We start from the raw sequence: 1,449 nt of genomic DNA, 5'->3' as shown, positions 1-1,449 counted from the left end.
CCTCGGAGAAGAAGCGGACCATATGGTCGCGCATGTTGATTTCACGCTCCTCCCAGTGGACGAGCGAATTGACATTGAAAAGATTGAGCACGGTGCCTGTCTCCCTGGCAGCCCTGAGAACTTTTCCGTTTTCTTCGAAGAACGGAAAAGTTCTGCCTATTTGCTTGTCGCAATTCCGGACGCAAAACCGCTGAGCACTTTTGCTGGAATTGCTTTGCGGAGGGGCTTTACGTCCAGCAGTTCGCCGGACACCTGGGGCATCCGGACGTCACGACTGGACGCGGAGACCTCGTCCGCCAAAAGCGCGCAGAACGGCAACCTGCAGGCAGGTGCGGTCAAGACGGGAGAGGGGCGCGCTGTTGGAACTCATGGCAAGCTTCGTACTTGCAGGGCRGGCGCTTGTCAAACCGGCTTTTCGCATTGCGGCACCCGGGCCATTTATGCATTCTGGCGGCATGAGCGATCTGGATCTGGACCATATTCTTAGAGAACTTGCTGCCCGTGAGCCGATCTTCCACAGGCGGGAATTCGGCACGTCGCGGGCCGATCTCGAGCGGATGACCGATAGCAATTTCTGGGAAATCGGTGCGAGCGGGAGAGTTTATCAGCGCAGTTATGCGATCGAAACATCGCTTGCGCGCTACGCGAACGGGCCAGAACCACATGATTGGCCCTGCCGGGATTTTACCATCACGGTGCTGGCGGATGGGCTGTTCCTTTTGTCCTACATACTCGAAGAGCCGCAGCGCGTAACGCGCCATTCGACCATCTGGCGCCGGACAGACGTGGGCTGGAAAATCGTCTTCCATCAAGGGACGCCGGCGGGCTGAGCCGACGAGATGATGCTCTGCCTCTTCCAAAGCATCAGTTTTCCTGAAGCCTTTGATCAGCGCTTTGGATTTGACTGGCTGTTGTACCGACGTCACTCTCCCAACTGCTTCGGGGAGAACGGAAATGAGCGAACATCATGCAGGCGGGTGCCTGTGCGGCGCGGTGCGGTTCGAAACGCGGGAGAAGCCCGATGTCGTGGTCGGCTGCCATTGCTCGCAATGCCGGCGGCAGACGGGGCTTTATTATGCTTCGGCCGACGTACCGGTTTCGGCGCTGACTATTACCGGCGAGGAAAACCTGCGCTGGTATCAGTCGAGCGATGAGGCCAGGCGCGGCTTCTGCTTGCAGTGCGGCTCGGCGCTGTTCTGGCAGAGGCTCGGCGGGCCGGCTATGTCCATCCTGGCCGGCGCGTTCGACGAACCAAACGGGCTCCGCTTCGGCTATCATATCTTCTGTGCCGACAAGGGTGATTTCTACGAGATTCCCGATGGCGTTCCGCAATATGCAGGCCGCTCTTAGAGTTTTGCTTCACGCAATTCTGGACGCAATGCCGATGCACGCTTCAGGCTTTGACGAAGCGGTAGGCCTCGCCCTTGCGCTCGGCATAACCGACGCCGG

2 protein-coding genes and 1 pseudogene are annotated in these 1,449 nt (G+C 58.8%); 2 read left to right on the top strand and 1 reads right to left on the bottom strand.

Features of this window, described 5'->3' with window-relative positions; translation table 11 throughout:
• A pseudogene (locus tag AC1DTN_RS37165) lies at nucleotides 1-91 on the bottom strand (aminoacyl--tRNA ligase-related protein); the annotation flags it as partial.
• A gap of 277 nt (nucleotides 92-368) precedes the next feature.
• On the opposite strand from AC1DTN_RS37165, the gene AC1DTN_RS37160 reads away from it, so the two are divergent.
• Nucleotides 369-830: a nuclear transport factor 2 family protein gene (locus tag AC1DTN_RS37160; RefSeq protein WP_477925080.1), complete on the top strand. Its 462-nt coding sequence runs from the start codon at nucleotides 369-371 to the stop codon at nucleotides 828-830.
• A 124-nt stretch (nucleotides 831-954) separates the two neighbouring features.
• Nucleotides 955-1,350 (top strand): GFA family protein, encoded by a 396-nt coding sequence (locus AC1DTN_RS37155; RefSeq protein ID WP_477925078.1) that lies wholly within the window; start codon nucleotides 955-957, stop codon nucleotides 1,348-1,350.
• Nucleotides 1,351-1,449 lie beyond the last annotated feature (99 nt).

Source organism: Rhizobium sp. 01T444, from assembly GCF_056398305.1.
This window is presented reverse-complemented; position numbering and strand designations above follow the sequence as displayed.